This window comes from Ktedonobacter robiniae (genome assembly GCF_016587375.1).
Lineage (GTDB): Bacteria > Chloroflexota > Ktedonobacteria > Ktedonobacterales > Ktedonobacteraceae > Ktedonobacter > Ktedonobacter robiniae.
Window position 1 is genome coordinate 451,869 of sequence record NZ_BNJG01000002.1, and the last position, 19,018, is coordinate 470,886.

Consider the following 19,018-nt stretch of genomic DNA (forward strand, 5'->3'; position numbering starts at 1 on the left):
CGCAAGAATTCTGTCTGAAGCCCTTTCAGGACAGCAACTGCGTCAGGATCCAGCACCCAGCTCGCTTTTTCATTGACCGGAACACTTCGACCAAGTACCTACGCAACCATTGGCTTCTGGCCGTTCTGCACAGCATCCAACGGGCTCAGATCCTTCAGTGTCCGGTTGAGACCAGCAGCCGAAAACTGGATGATATCCTTGCCGCTCAGCAGCAGGAGCGCCCCCTGCAAATTTGCCACGTCCGCGCCGTGGTCGCCAACCTTGAGTGGTGAGATCACTGGTTTCATTTCAACTGCCCTCCCGGGAGATAACGGTTCTTTTTGTTTCAACACTTAGCAAATAACGGGAGCGATGCTCAGACCGTTTATCCCGGTCTAAAATGGATAAGAACACGGTCCCGGAACATTGAATGGGATTCCGGTTGGAGTCCAGAAAGAACAAAACGGATTAACGGGTGTGAAGTTGCTTCCGTCCGCCCCCGACGGCTGAGTTTCCGTGGTTGACGCTTCAACCGGCGCGGGGGCATTCGCCTGCGGTGATGCGGCGAGGCCTACTGCAGCAGCAAACAACATCAAGCCCTGCGCCTCATTGCCTCGGTCTGGTTTTCTTGGCGCTGGCCGATCGACGACTGGAGGGGCAGACGGAGCCTTCTGCTCATCGTGGCCGAAGATTCGGTCCATGGTCGCATCCTCTTCCTCCTGCATTTTCTTGAGCGTATCTACGCTCTCCCTAATCCCTGCCAATGGATCCGACACGAATTTGGCCGCATCCTTCACCAGGCCGGCAGCATCGACCACAACCCCGACAGTCTGGTCATACGCGAACGAACCCACTTCGCGCGCGGCTCCACGGAAGTCGCCATGAACCAAGCGATCCACTGTTCGTGCGGCCGCGACACTCGCATCCAAAATAAACGCGACTTCGGCGATACGTTCAAGAATCCGCATCGCTTTGCGGCCCTCCGTGGCCTTAAAGTGTGACCCTCCCGGTACACCCGCGTGCCCCTTGCGGATGCCGAGATTCATTGGATCGAGTGCGCTATGTGGTCGCAGGGCCAGTTCCTCGATCGCATGGTCGATCTGCACTCCGGTGAGGCCAGTGCCGTTCTCGATCATTTTTTCGATCATATCCTGGGGCAGATCGATGCCTCCGAAGGCTTTGATGCCCTGTTCATAAAGCCTTCCAACTCGTCGGTAAAAACCTGACCTCACCGAATTGAATACATCTCGAGCGAGCTCGGTCCTTCTTGGCCCTACAGGCAAGGCATCTAGTGCGGCATGGAACGCTTGCATATTTGCCTTAAAGCCTCCCTGACCGTACTTATTTTCCAGGACGGTTTTGGCCGCATCTTGCCAGGCCTGGCCGAGATACGGATAATCAGTGATGAGTCCTGGCAAGAATTCATCAGGTTCTGCGCCGCTTTTATCGGTATACCTTGTTAGATTACTATTAGCATAGCCGTATAGATTGATGCCACCTTTCAGTCCAGATGGGTCCGCACTTACCCACCTCCCCAACCATGGCGCGTAATACCTTGCGCTGTGGTAATTCAGTCCACTCTCTTCATCCCGTTCCATGCCAGTGTATCGATACCGCTTCAAGCTGACCTCCGCCGCGTTGCGCCCTGCTTGATATGCGGTGCTGCCGTAGGGGGTATATTCCTCATAAGAGATGATCTGTCCGGCATCATCCAATTCCAGAGACACCGAGCCCAGATGGTTGCCGTACTGGTAACGGATGAGTTGTTGTGGCGCTGGGTCATTGCTAGCAAGGTCGATGGTGCGCGTCTCCACCAGGGCGATGCGCTGCTTGTCGTCCATAATATGCAGTATCTCACGCTCGAGTGCTCGTGTGTCACCGTCGCTCTGATACTCACGGTAGATCTCGAAACCACCAAGGTAGAGGCGTTCTTTCATACGCGTGGGCGTCTGCCCGGCACTGGCCTGGCGTTCGCTTACTTTGCGCACGCGCTGCCCATTGGTATCGTAGCAATAATAGGTCGTCTCTACAGTGCCACTATTGTTGATCTTCTGTTGCGCAGTAGCCTGGAGCTGGTCGCGGTAGTCCCAACCCATCTGTGGTAGGTGGGACATGGCCATGATGTTGCCGTGCAGATCGTAGGTGTAGTTGGCACTGTAGCCAGGCATTGCGACGTGGTCGGCTAGGTTGGCAGGGTCGCCGGGTAGGCTGGCGGCAAGCAAGCGGTTGCTGTCTAGCGCATACTGGTAACGCCGATTCCACATCACCTGACCTGGTTGCTCAAGGTTGCGCCCGACGTGATGCACCATCTGCATGATGTTGCCGACCGGGTCGTAGCGATACGTCTCAACGTAATTCTGCAATGCCTGGCAATCATTGGGCAGCGTTGGTACAACGTGGGAACTGTCATCCCAATCATACTGCTGGCCGTTGCCTCTGTGCTCACGCCCACTGGCGGCCATCAGGCGATACAGTGCGTCGTAGCGATACTCCGCGCCCGGCAAGACACAGGCGTTGCTGTGGTATACGTGATCATTGGCATTGTCAACAATCTGGGTGATGTTGCCCATTGGATCATAGGTGTAGTTCAGGTCTTGCAACACTGCGCTGTCGCTGGTACGCGTGGTTTTCAATTGCTTGAGTCGGAACGTGTCATGCTCGTAATCGTATCTCGTCTCTGAGCCATTGCCATATTGCAACAGGAGGCGCTGGCCCTTCGCATTGTAGTCGATATTGGTGATGGCATGCAGGTTCGCAGTCGTTGGATTGAGCAAGGTGATTGGCTCTGCTGATTGGTCGAGCCACACGTCCACGCGCTCCAGCAGCCCTGCTTCGTTATAGACAGGCTGGGTAATGTTGATGCGTTGCGGGTTGGTTGCCAGGCTGTGGAGCGCGATGATCTGGACTGGTCGGTTCAATGCATCGTACCGTGTGCTGGCGGTGAATATCTCGGCTTCCAGCGCGGGATGCTGCGACCAATCGGGTATGGCCTTGTAATCCACGGTCAGTTGACGTGTCGTGTGCAGTGGATTACCTTTGAAGTCGTACGCATCGCTTGTAACCACGCCCGCTGTGTCAGAATGCTCATACAGCTTGCCGCGTAAGTTACGTTGCTTATCATTGACCTGCCCTTCGCCGTAGATGAGCCTCTCAACTTGAACTTCTGGATCTGGCGACAGAGCAGGGTTGCGCGGCGCACCGGAGAGCGTTGAGTCGCCCGTCGCTGTGACGAACGAGCCAGTGGGCCGATGCAACACATCATATTCCATGCGTGTGATGAAGCCACGGCTGTTCCAGGCGAACATCGGCTTGCCCGCAGCATCATTCAGCATCCAGCGGTCACCGGCATCCATGCTGTGCTGAAAGAGCAAGTTGCCAGCAATGTCGTAACAGGGCGCGAAACCTTGCGCGCTCAAGTTGCTTGCGTCATTGAATGGGTGAACGCCGTCGGGCAGCGGCGGGAGAACGTATTGCATCACACAGTTGCCGCGTGGATCTTGCACCCACAGGGGTTTGCCCTCGGTATCGAGCTTGCTAAACGTGACGTATTTCTCGTCGACCAGCACATTGGCTGACCCCACGCGGTTATGAGCGATAGCGACGACCTCGCGCCCGAGGCTATCGAGCACGGTCACAGATGGCGTGTCTGCATGTTCAGCGGCCAGGCGTGCCGCGCGTTGCTCTTCTGCCGAGGCTGTCGGCGCGCTCTTACGGGCAAACCAGGCATTGCCCGTTTCGCTCACCGTGTCGTTGGCGTCATAGTGGGTCACGTACCAGGGCGAGAACTCGACGCGGCTGTAGGAGCCATCCGGCGACTCGGTGCGGATCACCCGCCCGACCGCGTCGTAATACAGTACGGGTGTCACCCCCACTTCGGCCGGTTCCTCGAAGCGATGCCCCACCTCGGGCGGGCTGAAATACAGCTCATACTGTTTGACAGGTTTTCCCTTGTTGTTAAGGATGGTCTTGCCGCTGGCGACCCAACGCAGAGGCCCACCAGGCTGCTCTGGCTCAGCTTGCACCTTCTTCACCAGCACGTTGCCCGTGCCATCCGAATACGCAAAGGCACTCTGCACCGCGCTATCAGGCTCGTCGGCTACATGTCGCTCTCGCACGATGCTACAGGCGCAAGAGGGGTGCTGTCCCCAGAGCGTCTTGCCGTCTGTGATGATTTCGCCGAATGAATACACATGCCGCACGCTGGCCCCGCGCAACAGGTTTTTGGCATCGGTAACGTCGTAGTCTTTGGTGGCAAAGAACTCCTGCATGGTAGCCAGATCTGGGTTCAGCAGCGCGTCATCAAAAGCGTTCAGGCTATCGCCTTCATTCCCTTTGCCCATCACCGCCATCGCGGCGGGCATCCCCAGGATATCGAAGCGCACTTCTGAAAGATTGTCGTTTGCATCTTTCATCTGGCATGGGGCCAGCACGCGAAAGTCGAACCCGGTCACCTCGGTGCGGTTGCCCAGTGCATCGGTGCTGGATTGGATGTAGAGATTGCATAGATCGTAGGTGAGCGCGGTCGGGTTCCCAAATGGGTCAGTGTACCGCTCGGGCAGATAGAAGTGTTGGGCAGCATCAGCGTTAAAGCCAGCCACACCCGAACACATCCAATATTGTCCCGGCACAGCCTCGCCGCCAAAACGTTCGGTCAACTCACTGCCGCTCAGGTACCCGCTAATGTGCTTGTCCGAGAGGGCCGTTTGAACGCCCGGCTGGATCTTGTCTTTGAAGATCAGTCCAAGCATGTCATCGGTCAGTGCCAGCTTGTAGCTCTCGTAGGGCAACCCCAGCGCATTGAGCTGCCCCAGCACCAGTGGCTTATCCAGGGTCGTATCGAAGAACAGTGAGCGAGCGTGCTCGACGATGCGCTTTTGCGGCGAGGTGCGGTTGGGCAGCACATGATAGGCGATCTCCTCAACGGCTATTCCACCGGTCTGATAGGTATCACTCAGTTTGTAGGCGCGCACGTCGTCCAGCGTGAAGTAGCGACTCGTGGGCACGATGCCGGTCAACTCATAGGTCAGCACTTCGCAGGGCAGACGCAGGCGGTAGGCGTCCGGCTCGAGCACGTCGTTGGTGTAGCGTGTCTCGGTAGAGGCCAGGTGCAACTCGGACTGCACCTGCTGGATCAGCTCCTGCGCACCGTCCCTCAAGGCGGCATCGACATACGTGCCCAGACGGGGGTAAACCACGGCGACGGATTGCTGAATGTTGCCGTACTCGTCGATGCGCATGTTGAGCGTGTGGGCGATGCGCGGATCGGGGGTCAGTTGTTGGGGGCGCAGGTCGAGTTCATAGTGATACGTGATCGCTTCGCTTTCGGTGACATGAAAGACCGCGTGCTGGTTGGCCGCTTTCGCTTGCAGGCGGTGAATGTGGCAGGTGTGGTAGGCAGCCGAGAACAGTTTGACCGGCGTGTGTCTGCCAGTAGCCAGCGCATCCACATCCAGTTCATAGACCTCTTGTCGCAACATCATGCCTTTGCACGCGCGCAGCGCTTCGCGCCACTCTTCGGCGCTGAGGTCGAGGACATCGAGGTCGGGTTCGGGCAAGGTACGCTCCTGGAACGTACCCAGCACCTGCTGACCAGGTTGCTCATCCTCAAACCAGTTCGGGAAATACTCATCCTGAAAGTGATTCAGGATGCGTTCGCGGTCGAGAAACACGCCGGTGTGATACCAGGTCACGGTTTTGATCGGCGGCTGATAGAGCGTGTGGTCGTCGGTAATGTAGGGACTGCCAGTATTGCCCGCTGCAAAGGTGCCGTAGTCTTCGACATCGACCTGTTCCACGCGGCCAAAACCGCGAAACTCACGCTCTGGCCCATCAAAGTAGCCGTGGTGATAGCTGTAGGTAGTGGAGAAGGTGGTATTGCGCCATGTGTCGCGCACCGTCACCTTCTCCACACAATGCACGGGGAAGGGCAACCTGGTGACCCAGGGGTTGCCTGCCGCCTTGTCTTGCAGGTAGAATTTGGTCGAAGGCGCATACGCAACTGTCGTCTCCGCACCCAGATTGTTGACCGTCTTGACGAGCAGGTGAGGCTTTTGCCCGCCCATCAGGTCAAGGTAGCGCAGCGGGCGGCGCGCCTCATTGGGAAGCGGCGATGACCAGACCAGGCAGGCGGTGCCATTACCGAACAGATCCAGCGTCTGCACGTCGGCGACGTTATCGAGTGCGGGGAAGTGCGTGATCGTAGTCGCTGCGCTCCAGCTATTGCCCGATTGATTGAAATACACACGCACGCCCTCACGGTGCAGATACAGCAGGTCGGTTGTGCCGGTGCCGTCGATATCGGCCAGGCGGAGGCGGCGGTGATCGAATTGATCGACAGCGTCAAACAGCGGCGCATTGTCCATTGTGACTTTCGCGCCAAAGCGGCCATAGCCGAGATTGGGCCAATAGCATACCTCGCCGTTGCGAGTGCGCACGATATCATTCAAGCCATCGCCCGACATGTCCGCAAGCGAGATGGACTGTTCCCCATCAGCAAAGACGATGGCTGGGCCTTGTTCTTCATCCCAGAGTTTGCTCACGCGTTGCGCGGCTCCAAAGCCGTCTTCGCCCAATGAGCGATACCACACAAACGCGTCGTGCTCGCTGATCAGGATATCGGCGTGACCATCCCCGTCGAGGTCGATGAACCTGAGATTGGGATCGCTCCAGTCCACATTGGGTAGGGAGGCGAACGAGACAAATGGGTCCCACTGCTCGCCCATGGTCCGATCGTAAAACCCCGGCGTCGGGCCTGCAAATTGCACCACGTCCAGGCGGCCGTCGCCCGCCAGATCGAGGAACTGCGCATGACCGGACAGCGCCATCGCAGGCTTTGACAAGACGACCTCTACCGTGGCGAACTTCGCCTCGATGTGCACGTCACCATCATTCCCAACCATGTTGGTCGGGCTGAGGTTGCGTTTGTAGAACCACGCTCCAGCCTGTTCGGTCAGCACGCCCGAGAGCCCCTCGCCATCAAGGTCAACCCATTGATACTGTGCACCGTCAATGCCGATCGGCAGATCTGCCAGGCTCTCACCGCGCAGTTCGCGCAGTTCGCGCAGTTCCGCCTGGATGGTGGCGTCGCTGTAGGTGAACTCGAGCGGGGGGAGCGACGCAGAGAGATCGTCTCCACCTGCCTGCCGTTGATAGCTGCGCGGCATCACCCCGATGAGCTTGGAGAAAAGAGGCGCGCGGACGTTTGCCGCGTCCTGCTCGTACTCGTAGGTAAAGTCGGTCGAGCGTACGAGACCGTCGTACCCCTCCTGGCTGTCTGAAGCTTCAGGGATGTGATGGAACATCAGCGCGCGCTGGCACAGGCGATGGGTACGCACTTCAAACGTCGAGCGGTAAGATGAGAAGGGGTCCTGGCGGACCGTCCATATGCCGTCCTCTTGTGGTGTGGGATGGGCCTGGTCGTGCTCGCCATAGTCGAACACGACTTCGAAGTACCAGTTGCCCTCTCCCGGTGGCTCCGGCCACGGCTGGCCGGCCTCAAGTTCGGGTAGATAGGGTGTGTAATTGCCATAGAAAATGCGCTTGAGATAGCGGTTGGCAGTGCGTCGTGGGTCGAGCGTGTCTCCACGATTGTACTCGTGGGCTTGCGCAAGATCAACGTGTTCGGCGTCTTCTGGTTTATAGTGATACGCTATGATGTTGCCCTTGTCGTCGTAGGTTTCGCTGATCAGCCAGCCGAAAATGCGTTCAGGATGCGTGGGGTCGGCGATGCGCGAATTGTCGCTTCTACCGTACCAGGTGGTGATGTTGTCTTTCGAGATGGAACGCCAAAAGCTATCGTCTGGCTTATCCGCGTTTGTCCATCGCTCAATGCGGGCGAACAACCCTTCGACGCGCGGGCGATAGCGACGAATACGATAGGTGGTGCCGTTGACGGTTCGCGGAGGCAGTTCCTCGTACCTCCATGTGTCCGATGCATCTTGTTTGAGCACGGGTACCAGATCTTCAGCACCCGAGAGGGTGAATACATCCGATTCCGTGTCCTGGGCATCCTGATAGCGCGGCAACCCTTTATCCGTTTTGCGCGTGATCGCAGGCAAGGAAAGATTCCAGCCGAGGCCGAAGGGGCTGTTACCGGCACCAGAGTCATACGAGAGCGAAAGTTGTGGACCAAAGCCAGAGCGGCCTGGGCTGGTGGCAATGGGCACAGTCATAGAGCCAGTGCCAGTGACGGGATTGGCTCCGAATTTCTCGCCAATTCCTCGGATTGCACCACCGCCTTTGGGCAGCGAGATCGAGGGTGGCGTAAATAACGTTTTATCCTCGTTTGTGCTGGTATCTTTTGCAGCACCCTGTCGTCCGCCTTCAGGAAGTGATGCCTCTTGATACATTTTAAGGCTCCTCTTTTATCAAAGATAATAAAGGTATAGGTATTGTCAACTTAAAAATTTACCTTGATGAGTTTTCCCGACTAAACCTTCTGTTGGGGCCTTTCAGAGAGCATCCTCTTGAACAACGTTTTGGTTGGCTCTCCACTTTCACACTAAATCTCATACAATTAACGCTGCAATTAGTAGAAACTCGTTACTGATTCTGTGAACATATCCAACTATCCGTTAAAACTTCTGTAACTGCCAATGCCGTTTTGAGGCGAGCAATTGCGTCAAAGTGGCGATAAAATAGCCCCGTACGGCTCAGCACCTTGTTCTTAGCACAAGAATTAAGTATGCTTAGCCCGTAGAGCCTGCACAGGCGGTTAACGGGGGCAAACATATTCAAAAACAGATAGTGGAGGAAAAACGTATGTCAGAACGGCCCTTAGTAGGCGTTGGCGTGATTATCAGAAACGGCGATCACGTCCTTCTCATGAAGCGCCAAAACGCTCATGGAGATGGAACCTGGTCTATGCCTGGAGGCCATTTAGAGTATGGGGAATCGCCAGAGGAGTGTGCCATTCGTGAAGCAGAGGAAGAGGTTGGGGTACAGATTACCAACCTCACCTTTTGCACGATCACCAATGATATTTTTGAGGAGGAAGGAAAGCATTACGTCACCATTTGGATGGAGGGAACGTATCTCTCTGGAGAAGCACAGATCAATTCTGCTCGTGAGATGTCAGCCGTTGGATGGTTCTCCTGGACTGATTTACCAACTCCACGTTTTCTCCCTTTAGAACATCTACTTACCCAGGGATATATTCTCGGCAACGAAAACTGAGCGCATGATTTGGTTTCTCAAAGACCATGAGATGAGATGTTTTGTCCCACGATCTCGCCAAATTATTCTATTGACGCACCCCCCTTTCGGCGAATTTACGGGTCAGATCACAATACGAGTGCTGATTGAGATGGGGGGGAAATTCACGTTCTTAACAAAGAAAAGGAGCATCAGAGCCCATGAGCAATGCCTTACCAGAGGGCTTCACCCTACGTCCGGCAACGCTAGATGATGTGCCAGCGATCTATGGCCTGTTCCAGTCTCATGAGCGTGCACTCTATGGCTATACCGACAAATTCCTGGCATCGGTACAGGTACCATATTCCTCACCGACGCTTGATCTGGCAGAACAGACCTGCCTGGTCTTTGATCAAGCGGGACGACTCGTTGGCTCAATGCTCCTGGAACAGAGTATGTATACAACCTTTAGCGTGACCATCTGCGTGTTTCCACCTGAGCCAGGCTCACATGTGAACCACTATCTGTTGCGCCTGGCAGTGAGCAAGGCACGAACGCTGATGGCACAAGCTCAGCCAGGCGTACAGGTGACGTTGGACAGTTGGGTCTCCTCGCTTGACCAGGAGAGTCTCCAGTGCTATGAGATGGCAGGCTTTCAAGAAGTGCGACGAAACTGGCGTATGGAGATTGAGCTCAATGGACGACCAGCTTCGCCAACGTGGCCCGAAGGTGTAGTGCTACGACCCTTTGTCCCTGAGAGAGATGACCACGCGGTCTTCGAGATGATCGAGAGGGCCTTTCGAGATCATTGGGGACATTCACCCGAAGATTTCGCTGAGTGGCGGCATTGGGCCATTGAACAGGTGGGTTTTGATCCTTCACTCTACCATATTGCCTGGGTGGGCGATCAACCGATTGGTGGTGCGCTATGTAGTACAGGTCCAGTAGGTTGGATCAATACCCTGGCCGTTGCCCGTGAATGGCGAGGCAGAGGTGTTGGCCTGGCACTTCTGCAACACGCCTTTGGCGCGTTCTACCGTCGTGGTTTGCGTCGAGTCAGTCTTTCCGTTGATACTCAAAATCTCACCGGCGCGACTAGGCTCTATCAACGTGCCGGCATGCGTAAAACACGCGAATATCTTTTCCTGCAAAAAGAGTTGCTCATAGGGATACCACCACTTGCGAAGTAATGGAACACAGGCGCTAGGTATCAATCAATCCACTTTGGCGGGAACTCAGCTAAAGGCAATTGCGCACATCATTTTACTTCATCATCAGAATACAAAATTTTTGTATTTTGTCTTCAAACCTTTTTCTAGCTGTAGAGAGAGGCAAAGCATGAAAAAAACCTAAATCGAGCGGATACAACATTCCTCGAACACATTCTAGCCAGCTGGTAAATGACCTGAAACCTGGCTCTGCCCACAAGTTGCGTAATGAGGTTGTAGTAGGTAGCCAAAGAGCACAAATGTATCATATGCTGTTCACAGTGGTGAACAGTCTACTTCGTGCAGGTAACCTCGCACCACAAACCGTTTCTCTTATATTAGAGGAGTGCCTTGAGGTGAGCCTGTTCACAACATAGACACATCTCTCCTTCTTCAACACAACACAAACGGAAAGGAGCGGCTTTGTGCTCCTCCCCATGGGAGAAACCAGGGATCTCCACAAAGCCGATGTATTCGATGGGAACGTATCGACTCGCGGTCATACCAGGCGACGGAATCGGACCAGAGGTTATTCCAGAGAGTATCCTGACTCTGACAAGCCTTGCCGAGATGCATGGTGGCTTTCAGTTTGACCTCCAGCACTTCGACTGGGGAACGGACTATTACCTACGGGAAGGAGTGCTGATGCCAACAGATGGACTCGCCACGCTGGCGCAAGGAGGCTTTGACGGCATTCTCCTGGGTCCGGTGGGTGATCCACGCGTGCCAGACCACGTTACGTTGTGGGGCCTGCTCTTGCCTCTGCGCCAGACGTTCGACCAGTATATCAATCTTCGACCTGTGCGCCTGTTGCCGGGTGTCCGCAGCCCCCTGGCCGAGAAGCATCCCAAGGATATTGATATCGTGTGCATTCGAGAGAATACCGAGGGAGAATATGCCGGTGCCGGAGGACGCATCCATCAAGGGACAGAGAACGAAGTAGCGATCCAATCGACGATCTTTACGCGCAAGGGCACGGAGCGCATCATGCGCTACGCGTTTGAGTATGCCCGCCAGTCTGGCCGTAAAAAGGTCACCAGTGCCACTAAATCCAACAGTATGCAATACAATATGGTCTTCTGGGATGACGTTTTTCGGCAGGTGGCCGCAGAGTACCCAGATATTACACACGAACAGCAACTGATTGACTCACTGGGTGCCCGTTTCGTCTCCTCTCCAGAGAGTCTGGATGTGGTTGTTGCTTCGAATCTCTTTGGGGACATCCTGACCGATCTGGGTGCAGCGATTTCTGGCAGTATGGGACTGGCTCCCAGTGCCAATCTGAACCCAGAACGGCGCTTTCCCAGTCTTTTCCAGGCGATTCATGGTTCTGCACCCGACATCGCAGGCAAAGGGATTGCCAATCCGATTGCCTCTCTCTGGTCGGGACAACTCTTGCTAGATTTTCTGGGTGAGCACGAGGCTGCCACGCTCCTTATGGGAGCTATCGAAGAGGTTCTGGCACGAGGTCAGGCGCGCACCCCCGATCTGGGTGGGACAACCACCACTCACCAGTTGGGCGACGCCATTCGTGAACAGATGCGGAGCATGGCTGTCTAGTATGCCAATGGCATGACCACTCTTCGGATAAGATACCCGCTGCGGATGCGAAGGCAATTCCTGCAACTGCAGTCAGAGAATCCTCAGCCATCTGAGAGCTCCCCGCGCGAAAGCAGCGGGGTTCCAGGTGTTCGTTCCACGTGCGTGGGGGGAGCTGGCGGGAGTCGAGGTTGGTGCGCACCAGCCCCTGGCCATCAAAGCCACGGGTCGGGGTCGCTACAGCCACACCAATGTCGACGAGTCGGGTTCCCGGTGGGCTATCTCATGCGTCAGAAGCAGGTCCTCTTGATCAAAACGGGGGACCGGGTGCGGGCGGTGGTTCCCGGGGGGTTTGCGGCGCATGGCACCCATACCGGGCGCATCGCGGTGCGAGCCAACCGGCAGTTTCGTATGGGTCGGGGGAAGGAGGATACCCGCGCGTTTTTGTCGGGTGCTCCAACGGACCAACGGCTACGATTACGCCATGGTGGCCACGATCCTGCATGTCTGACGGACTGAGGAGCCCCCCTTCCCTTCCGCCCTGAAAGGAGCGCCTGCTTCCTCCCCATGGGTAAACCCAGGGGCATCCGCCGGCGGGACTCGGTGATGGACCAGAACAATAATGTCGCGAACTGGATTGCTCCTGTTTTGACTTTTACCGGAGAACAGCGCCTATTAAATGCATTGATACGCATCTAATTAACAAATTATGATATATTGGATCTATTGACCTCCTTGTCAATGTGCTGATATGCAGAGGAACGCTGAATGAAAGAGAGTGGAGATGGAACTCGTACTTACCCAACTAGAAGATTATCAGGTCAACGTCACCTGCGATAATCACGCATCCCACACCTTTGACCTGCAACCGTTACGACTCCTTGGTCATTGGTTTGAACGGATCTCACATGATCCTATCAGTTATGGACAACTCCTCTTTCGTGCTCTTTTCCCTGGGGGCTCCACAGCACGGCAAGCATTGAATGTCCGTCCAGAACGCATTGTGCTGGTAGCGACAGATGATGATCTCGATACACTGCCCTGGGAATATCTTTATGGTCCCGCAGGCTTTTTGGTACTCGAAATACCTTTTGTGCGTGGACTTCCCTCAGAACAACGTATATCTCCACCTGTTCTCGAGACATCATTGCATATCCTGGCCGTTCCTTCAAATCCATTGAGTCCTCTGGTTAAACCGCTCAATATCGATGCGGAGTGGTGGCATCTCAAAGAGATTATCGACCCGCTCCCTTTCAACATCACCCTGGAGCGCGTTAGCCCTCCCACCTTGCAACAAGTGCGCAGCCTGCTTGCCAATAAACACCAACGCGTTCTCCACTTTATGGGACATGGAGGACAGGTGAAGGACGGAGCCTACCTCTGCTTTGAGAAAGAAAATGGAGATCTGGATCTCGTCGAAGCGGAACAATTGATCTCCCGCATACGTGACACCACATTTCTGATCACGCTCAATGCTTGTGTCAGCGCGTCTCCGGGACCTACAGCGTTCAGCAATCTCGCGGCCTCCATCGCCAAAACGAAAATCCCTTATGCGCTGGGTATGCGTTTCCACATTTATGACGATGATGCTCTCGCCTTTTCCCGCACATTCTATACGCAACTGGCACAAGGTGCTCCTGTTGAAGAAGCGTTGTTGCACGCTCGTCGTTCCCTGGCACAAAGACCCCGCATGTGGATCGTGGGTGTCCCAGTCCTCTATACATCTCTGGCAACACCAACAGGTGGCTTTGTGCAGCACGCTGGCGCATCCTCCATCGATGAACATCAACCACGCATTGAAGTGAGTAGTATAGCCCGTGCAATCGAAACCTTTCAGGGGCGTATCGATGATCTGAAGCGCCTTGGAAGCCTGCTTACTAAAGGGAATCGACCACGCATCCTTACCATCCATGGTGGCGGTGGACAAGGTAAGACCGCGCTGGCGCGTGAGGCGATTGAACGCTTTGCTTATGCCTGGCCCGGTGGAGTCTGGGGTATCATGCTTGATCCGCTCCCAGATCGCCCAGGCTTTGTCAGTCAGTTAGCGCACTTTCTCGGGATCAACGTACGGGAGATTCCCAATCTGCAAGACATGGAACATCTAGTCTCACGACAGCTTGCAGCAAGACGCACACTCCTTGTGCTGGACAATGCTGAAACGCTCATTGATGCAGTCGAGGCGCATGATCCTCAAGCAACGTCCCTCGCTGAGTTCATTCAACAACTTCCCAGCACATCCGTGAGCCTGCTCGTCACCTCACGCATCCAACTTGGCTGGCCCAGTGAAATTACCCATGAACTAGGCGGCTTAACAGCAGAAGAAGGAGCACTCCTCTTTCGTCAATATGCCCCCGAGCGTCTAGAAACTATTGGCAAAGAAGAAGCCAGGCAACTCAGCAAGAAAATAGAAGGGCATCCACTGGGTCTGCGCCTGCTGGCTGGAGCATATAGTGCCAGCACCCTCTCACTGAAGGATTTTATCCAGGACTATGAAGAGCAACTGGTTCAGGCCGAAAACGCCTATGTTGGAGACGAGCATCGGCATCGCAAACTCTATGCCAGTATCGAAACCAGCGTTCGCTACCTGAACGGCGATCTGCGTAACCTGCTCAGCAATCTCTGGATTTTCCAAGCACCTTTCTTGCCAGAGATTGCTCGTTACATTTTTGATCCAGACACAGAAGAGACCCATTCACTAGTAAGTACACAATTGGCTACTCTCTGGCAGCGTGGACTGCTGGCACGAATCACAATCACCGCCCGTGATGGCACACAAGTTCTGTATTATCTCTTGCCAACCACACGCCCATATATCCAGTTCTATCTGCACAGTACCATGTCACAAGAAGAGTTATTTCAGCGCTATGGGGAAGCGTACGAAACGTTCATAACTATGGCGTGCATCAGGCTTGACCAAAGTGCCCTTATGGTCGCTATAGTGAAACACATAGAAAAAGACCTGGAACAAGGAGAACGCTACATAGCAGTTCACAGGCAAAGATACTACAAAGCGCATTGGGCTCTGGTCCTTTATCGCTTAGGGAAACTGCATAAAGCACAAGCAATTCTCGAAGATGTACTGGAGCAGGCACAAGGATCTGATCAGCAAACTGAATTAGTGATCCTCAACAATTTAGGTAGTGTGTATCAAGACACCGGGCAATTGCAACAGGCTCTCTCCCTCTTTAAACAGGCCCTTTCCCTCTCTCGCAAGGTCGGCAATCGCGAAATCGCAGTAGCCATCCTCAACAATTTAGGTAAGGTATATCAAACCATGGGCCAACCACAAAGCGCCCTCTCCTTCTTTGAGCAAGCCCTCTCCATCAGACGTGAGACTAACAATCGGGCCGGTGAAGCTGCTACGCTCAGTAATATAGCAGGGATATATAAAGACACCTTTCATCCACAACGCGCCCTTACTCTCTTTGAACAAACTCTTCTTATCATGCGTGAGATAGGTGATCGCACTAGCGAGGCAATCATATTAAATAATATGGGGCAGATGTATCAAACCATGGGCCAACCACAACGCGCCCTCTCCCTCTTTGAGCAAGCACTCCCCATCAGACGTGAGATAGGTGATCGTAACGGCGAAGCAACCACACTCCATAATATGGCTGGGGTGTATCAAGACATCGGACAACCACAACAGGCTCTTTCCCTCTTTGAGCAAGCTCTCACTCTTAGGCGCGAAATCGGCAATCGCCCTGGCGCAGCTACCGCACTCAACAATATGGCTGGGGTGTATCAATATATCGGGCAACCTCAACAATCGCTGTCCCTCTTGGAGCAAGCTCTCCTTATCATACGCGAAATTGGTGATCATGCCAGCGAAGCTACCATGTTAAGTAATATGGGGCAGATGTATCAAACTATTGGGCAACTCCAACATGCCCTCTCCCTCTATGAGCAAGCTCTTCCTATCACACGCAAAGTTGGTAATCGTTTCAGCGAAACAAAAATACTTAACAATATGGCTACGGTCTATCAAACCATGGGCCAACCACAACGCGCCCTCTCCCTCTTTGAGCAAGCACTCCCCATCAGACGTGAGATAGGTGATCGTAACGGCGAAGCAAACACGCTCCATAATATGGCTGGGGTGTATCAAGCTATTGGGCAACCTCAACAGGCTCTTTCCCTCTTTGAGCAAGCACTCCTTATCGAGAGCAACACTGGCGATCGTGCCAGCGAAGCTACCACGCTCAACAGTATGGCTTTGGCCTATCAAGCTATTGGGCAACCTCAGCGTGCCCTCTCCCTTCTCGAACAAGCCCTCCTCATCACACAAGAAGTTGGCAATCGTGCTGGCGAAGCTATCGCACTCAACGGCATGGCATCGGTATATCAAGATATCGGTCATTCGCAACGTGCCCTCTCCCTCTTCGAACAAGCCCTCCCCATCTTGCGCGAGGTCGGCGATCATACCAGAGAAGCGACCTCGCTCACTCGTATGGCAATTCTTCTTTATAGCAATTTTGAACGTCCGCATGAAGCATTACACTATCTAGAACAGGTTCGGCAGATATTTGAGCATGATAGCCTTCCGCAAGGTATAGATGGGGACACATTAGAAATAATAGACAAGATCCAGGAAGCGATACAGCAGAGCTTACCACAAAGCCAATCGACCTCCCAGCAAGCAACGTCATTCCTTGCAATACAGCAGCAATGGATCGTTACTATCATAGCAATTATGACAATAATGCCAGAACATCAACAGGAATATCGCATAGAGATAGAACAAATGCGTCATGAGGCACAGAAAAATGGGCCATCCTGGCAAAACGAGGTTGATTTTTACACATCGCTACTCGATATTCTGGATGGCGAAAAGCCCTCCCTTCCCTCAGATCATCCTTATTCTCTTACTATCTCAGCTATCCAGGCCGGCATTGCACAGAGAAAGCTTCCCAAACAGGATGAAGAGGACGAAACATTTATCAGAGTAAGCGACGATGATATCGCATTTCTTGTGAATAATACGCTTGCAGTGCTTGGTGAAGCCGCGAATCAACGAAACGAGTGGCGAGAACAGCTTGTCCAGGAGAAACTGGATGAAGATGATAACGATTTTATTATGTTACTCGATACAATCCTAGCATTACTCGATGCAAATGGAGATCCAACCGGTTTGGGAACAGCCTTGGCTGGAGAATATGCACAAGCCTGGTACGTACTGGTTGCCTCTCTTGCGATAGAACGTGTCCAAGAACCTTTCAGAGGCTGACTCAGATATCGCTAGAACTGAAAATATGCTCCTCCATCATAAGGCAGAGCGGAGCAGAATCGCCCGATGAACTGCAGTAATATAGGTATTAATCAGTCACAGCAATCATAACTTCACATAGAAAGAAACTACGATGGCCTTACGTATTTTTGTCTTATCTACACTCGAAGATTCGGCCTGCGCTGAACAAATTATTCACGGTTGTGAAACTCTGGGCTACCAAACCAGGCCCAGGTCACAATCGCTTCGATTTCACGAGAGTCTTTCCCCTACCAACCAAGAGCAAATGATTGTAGGTAGTGCGGTATGTATCCTGCTCTGGAGCCAGGCAGCAGCGCAGTCAGAAGAAGTGGAACGCTTACTCCTTTTTGCGCAACGCTTACAGAAAAACATCATCGTGCTCAGGCTCATCACCAAATATACGCAGCGCTACCGTTGGCTCAGCACGCCTGCACAAATCAAGTGGTTTGAGCAGGTGACTGCCCTGGCCGTTATTCGCAAGATGATGGAAGCCAAATATCATGCCTGGACCTATGAGCACAACGAGCACGCCTTTGTTGACGCCTGGTGCTCAATGGAGATGAGAAACCTCATGGCGCTAAGTGCCATGACGACGGAAATTGCCAAAGCCATCCACCATATTGTCAAGCAACCTGAGCAGGCCAAAGAGATGCTTGAACAGCTTTTTGACATGCAGGCCACCCGTTTGCGAGAGAATCCGTTTCAGATGCGACAGCCACTGCCCCCCCTTCCCTCGCTGCCAGAAGGCGTTGCGCTCCCGCAAGCGCTCCTCCCCCGTATCACCCAGCAGACAGAAGAGGCAGAGGTGCCCTCCTTGGTTTCAGGAAAGGAGTGAGTCGTGACCACCATGCCAACGCCCCGACGACAGGATGCGCAAGCAGTGGACCAGCAGATCGCGTTCGACTATTCCCTCCTCGATGAGGAGACGCGTCACTTTGTGTATCAGAAGACGGCTGAGACACAGGGGTACCTGAAACGAACGGCTGAAGATGTCGTGCGCATTGGGCTCAATCTCCGTGCCGTCAAAGATCACCTCCCGCATGGGCACTTTATGGCCTGGGCGAAAAGCGAACTAGGGCTGAGCCGGCAAAGCTGCCAGAACTTTATGCGCGTGGCAGAGCGCTTTGGGGAACGCATCCATCGGTTCGGTGCGATCCCCATCAGCGCCCTGTATGAACTGCTCGATGCCCCCGAAGACGTGCTCAGGCAGATTGAGGAACAGCAGATCCCGCTCACGCGCCTGGCGGTACGTGCAGCCAAAGAGCAGGCCCGTCAGGAAACAGTCGGAGAACATCACCTCACCGCATCATCAGAGCACGTGCCAGAAGAAGATGGAACAGTGCTGCTTCGCCAGCGGATCACCCTCCTGGAACAGGAGCAGCTACAACTGCGACAGGAAATCGAGCACCACCAGCAAAAGGAACGCGAGAAGCCCGTTCTGCCAGCGCACATCCAGCAACACATCCAGGCGTTAGAGCAACAGGTGAGAGAGCTGAGCGCACAACGCGAGACACTCTCACGACATCTTGCCAGCGCGACCGCTCAGGCGCGAGAAAGCGTGCTTGAGCGCAATGCTCTGAGCCACGAGCAGCAGACCCGCACGCGTTGGCGAGAGCTCACGGCAGAATTTCTGCGGGACGGGGGGATGTTGATCTCAAACATGCCTTCTGCTCTGATGCTCGATACCTTTGAGGCGGAAGATTGGGCCAGATTGGAACAGGTCGAACACATCTTGGCGCAATTAGTGCAGGTCATTGGCCGAATTCATTATCACACGTCTCATACCGTTGAGGCTGGCTAACAATAGCTCGCTGCTCGTTAGAAAAAGGAAAAACCTTGCACGGCTTGTAGAGCAAATTAAAACGAAAAGATGGCGATTTCTTTAGATTGTCTTTAGTTTCTGTAGATT

The 19,018-nt window shown here is 54.1% G+C and carries 9 protein-coding genes; 7 read left to right on the forward strand and 2 right to left on the reverse strand.

Annotation, left to right across the window (positions count from 1 at the left end; all coding sequences use genetic code 11):
* Positions 1 to 98: 98 nt before the first annotated feature.
* Both JMJ04_RS22540 and JMJ04_RS22545 read right to left on the reverse strand, forming a co-directional pair.
* Positions 99 to 287, reverse strand: a complete 189-nt coding sequence (locus JMJ04_RS22540) for a hypothetical protein (protein WP_201372719.1) — start codon at positions 285 to 287, stop codon at positions 99 to 101.
* A gap of 87 nt (positions 288 to 374) precedes the next feature.
* Positions 375 to 8,327 carry a SpvB/TcaC N-terminal domain-containing protein gene (locus JMJ04_RS22545; protein WP_201372720.1) on the reverse strand — a complete coding sequence of 2,651 codons (7,953 nt, stop codon included), beginning with the start codon at positions 8,325 to 8,327 and terminating at the stop codon, positions 375 to 377.
* A 412-nt stretch (positions 8,328 to 8,739) separates the two neighbouring features.
* Here JMJ04_RS22545 and JMJ04_RS22550 point away from each other — a divergent pair, with 412 nt between their 5' ends.
* From JMJ04_RS22550 to JMJ04_RS22580, 7 genes are all read left to right on the forward strand, one after another.
* On the forward strand, positions 8,740 to 9,153 hold the full coding sequence (locus tag JMJ04_RS22550) for a nucleotide triphosphate diphosphatase NUDT15 (protein WP_201372721.1): 414 nt from the start codon (positions 8,740 to 8,742) through the stop codon (positions 9,151 to 9,153).
* Between the two features lie 179 nt (positions 9,154 to 9,332).
* Positions 9,333 to 10,301, forward strand: a complete 969-nt coding sequence (locus JMJ04_RS22555) for a GNAT family N-acetyltransferase (protein ID WP_201372722.1) — start codon at positions 9,333 to 9,335, stop codon at positions 10,299 to 10,301.
* 495 nt (positions 10,302 to 10,796) lie between these two features.
* Complete coding sequence (locus JMJ04_RS22560) at positions 10,797 to 11,879, forward strand: tartrate dehydrogenase (RefSeq protein ID WP_201372723.1); 1,083 nt, start codon at positions 10,797 to 10,799, stop codon at positions 11,877 to 11,879.
* A 264-nt stretch (positions 11,880 to 12,143) separates the two neighbouring features.
* Positions 12,144 to 12,377, forward strand: coding sequence for a hypothetical protein (locus JMJ04_RS22565; RefSeq protein ID WP_236038303.1), 234 nt, complete (start codon positions 12,144 to 12,146; stop codon positions 12,375 to 12,377).
* Positions 12,378 to 12,642: 265 nt separating this feature from the next.
* The gene (locus tag JMJ04_RS22570) at positions 12,643 to 17,088 is read left to right on the forward strand and encodes a tetratricopeptide repeat protein (protein WP_201372724.1); all 4,446 of its coding nucleotides are present in this window, start codon (positions 12,643 to 12,645) and stop codon (positions 17,086 to 17,088) included.
* Positions 17,089 to 17,221: 133 nt separating this feature from the next.
* Positions 17,222 to 17,944, forward strand: coding sequence for a hypothetical protein (locus JMJ04_RS22575; RefSeq protein ID WP_201372725.1), 723 nt, complete (start codon positions 17,222 to 17,224; stop codon positions 17,942 to 17,944).
* A gap of 12 nt (positions 17,945 to 17,956) precedes the next feature.
* Positions 17,957 to 18,910, forward strand: coding sequence for a DUF3102 domain-containing protein (locus tag JMJ04_RS22580; protein ID WP_236038583.1), 954 nt, complete (start codon positions 17,957 to 17,959; stop codon positions 18,908 to 18,910).
* Positions 18,911 to 19,018: the final 108 nt, after the last annotated feature.